Annotated in this window: 3 protein-coding genes; all 3 read left to right on the top strand. The window is 43.5% G+C overall.

Annotation, left to right across the window (positions count from 1 at the left end; translation table 11 throughout):
- Positions 1-324: 324 nt before the first annotated feature.
- The 3 genes from G493_RS32660 (at position 325) to G493_RS0122450 (ending at position 2,420) form a co-directional block, all read left to right on the top strand.
- Positions 325-957, top strand: coding sequence for a DUF2867 domain-containing protein (locus tag G493_RS32660; protein WP_051309809.1), 633 nt, complete (start codon positions 325-327; stop codon positions 955-957).
- Between the two features lie 249 nt (positions 958-1,206).
- A complete protein-coding gene (locus G493_RS0122455) occupies positions 1,207-2,040 on the top strand; it encodes a class I SAM-dependent methyltransferase (protein WP_028582159.1) in 834 nt (277 codons plus the stop codon).
- 143 nt (positions 2,041-2,183) lie between these two features.
- A complete protein-coding gene (locus G493_RS0122450) occupies positions 2,184-2,420 on the top strand; it encodes a hypothetical protein (RefSeq protein ID WP_028582158.1) in 237 nt (78 codons plus the stop codon).
- Positions 2,421-2,778 lie beyond the last annotated feature (358 nt).

Genomic DNA, 2,778 nt, shown 5'->3' with positions numbered 1-2,778 from the left:
AAGACGCAAAAATCTTTTGTCAGAACACTGCTACGCATGGTCGCGTAGGGGAACCGGGATCGGCGATGTGATAATTTCCAGGAAACTTTAGTTTATTATTTTCCGCGACCCTAATGTTTGATAGTTTCTGCTGGTCACGTAGTCAGAAAGCGTATAGCACTATGTTGTGTGGCCCGGATCACTGGTACCGGTCTCAAGAACGGTACCATACTTCTCTTGGATAGTGTCTCAGTTGTGTAGCTCCTTAGATGCAAAGGTATATTGAATCGGAGCGGATAGAAACCTTTTGAGGCACAACTACTCATATTATCACAAAGGAATACTATGGATTTTGTTGCAGAAGCTGCTACGCACACCAGGTTCGATTGGAGGGTTCGATCTTTGGCTTCGGATTTCATGCTCGAGGATACCTGGGAGTTCCCTTACGAATTCAGCGCAAAGGATGGCGTTGATTTACATTTGTTCCAAAAAAACGCCATCGTACCTATGATGAATAATATTTATGATGGCTCTCTGGCTGGAATGCTATTCAGGGTGCGCAAGATATTTGGGGCTATATTTCGCATTGATAATAATTTGAATAATCTTCCTATCCCGGGTTGTCTTGAAAAGAGCCTTCGGGACCGTTTGCAGGAAAGCGATCTTGAGAAAGACATGCCAGAACGCGCAATGGATATTTCCACGCGAGACTATATGAACTTTAGGCCAGTGTATACCTTCGCGGATGAAACGCTCCATGAACTTTCCAATGCCACCGAGCATGCATTAATGCATTATGCCTGGTCTCCTTCTGGAGAAGGCAAATGGAAGGTCCGCCTTGCTGTGTACATCAAACATAGAACTGCTTTCAGTGTATTGTACATGAACTGCATCCGGCCATTCCGCCATTTTGTTGTCTATCCCCATATTTTTAGAAAATGTATGGAGCACTGGGAAGCGAGAAAGGTAGTAGAATAGAATTTTGGTTGTAAGTAGAGGGGAGTATTTGGTTTTAGAAGGACTTTTCGTCTTTCATGAAAACGTATCAAGCAATACCATCTCCTTATGGAGTCTTTAAAATTTCTGGAATCGCATCACCGAATCATCGGTACCGTTCGCAAGGTCGGAAAACCGCAACAAGGAGATATGATTCAGGTGAAAACAGGAATGTGCCGGAATGAAATTGCTTTGGTAATATATTGATTTTTTTAAGGATATACAACTGAAATGGGAAGTGAATCAAGTTGGCCGTTGCACGGCACCGCTCCAGAAAGATATGAACAATATATTGTTCCAGCCTGGATGGGTGCCTGGACTAACATACTTATTGAAAGAGCTCGTATAGTCCCGGGAGATCAAATACTCGATATCGCATGTGGCACGGGGGTTGTCGCTAGAAGAGCTGCGCATTTGGTTGGACCGAGAGGGCGTGTTATTGGGATCGATGCAGATAGGAATATGCTTGTAGCTGCCAGCAATTTCGCCGATTCTGAAAATCTATCCGTAACCGAATGGCGCTTAGGAGATGCTGCAAACATTCCGGTTGAAACAGGGGTGTGTGACTTGGTTTTATGCCAGCAAGGGCTTCAGTTTTTTTCAGAAAAACAACGAGCTTTGGAAGAAATGTTCAGGGTGCTGGTTCCTGGAGGGCGTATAGCTCTGAGTGTATGGCGATCTATTGATCGTTGCCCGCTATTTGCTATTCTAGCCGATATAATAGGGGAATATATCGGGTTTGAACCAACCAGGGCGTTTTATTCATCATGCTCTCTATTTGACAGGGAAGAGCTGAGGGGACTTTTGACTGGAGCCCTGTTCAGTGAAATCAACATAAGTCTTGAGGTCCAGATGGCACGTTTTTCCTCTTTGGAAGAATTTCTTCCGGGCTATATATCGGTTTTTCCGTTTTCTCATCAAATAGCCGAAATGTCGGACGATGAACAAAATAAAATGTTTACCGAAATTAAAAAATCCTTACTTACTTTCTCAGATGATTATGGTTTAGCGGTTCCCATGGAAAGTCATATCATTACAGCATGGAAATATGACTCTGGTAAGTAAAATATTTTATAGAGCAAAATAAAAGAGAAACAAGTAACAATGAACAAGTAAAGCTGTAAATATATCCTGTAACCGTATAACCCCGCTGGGATCAAAGAGCCAGGATTGAAGACAGAACAACCATAAACCAACGAGGACAGGAAATGAACAAAGAGCAGGAAAAGGTCAAAACCATTTATATAGGCTACCACCCCCGGACGCATGATGGCAGTTCTCCGCAACCACGCACTCCAAGTGACGCCATTGCTGTAATGGACGCTTTCAACAAAGAGCAGGGAGAGGGGAGGCTAAAGGCCGAGGTTGTCGAAATCGCTTACAGCGATCTTTGCGCCGTTGCTGTTATGGAAACCACAATCAGCAAAGTCTGGCAGTATATCTAATCACTGCCAAAGTCCTCTCAAGGCGACTCTGTAGACGTGTCTCGCCTAGGCTATTACCTTCAATATTACAGAAGTTTGAATAGTATAGGGGCCTTTTGGGTCCCTTTTCTTTATGCAGTTGATCGGGATTCTGTTTGCCGGGTATCGGGCTACCTTGAATTATACCTAGAATAAACAGCGCACCTGCTGCTCTGAAATTGGCTCAGGAAACTCTTTTATCAAAAATGAAAATCAAGCTTGACAAGCATGTCCAACTCCTGTATTTTGCCGCCCCGTTGCTCGTGACAACAAAGCGTCGCAAACGAGACAACAAAAAGCAAAACTTTTCTGTTGACGGAAAAACAAAAACAGATTAAGT

This window comes from Desulfogranum japonicum DSM 18378, assembly GCF_000429945.1.
Lineage (GTDB): Bacteria > Desulfobacterota > Desulfobulbia > Desulfobulbales > Desulfobulbaceae > Desulfogranum > Desulfogranum japonicum.
Note: the sequence above shows the minus strand (reverse complement) of the source record. Positions and strands in the feature narration are given on the sequence as shown.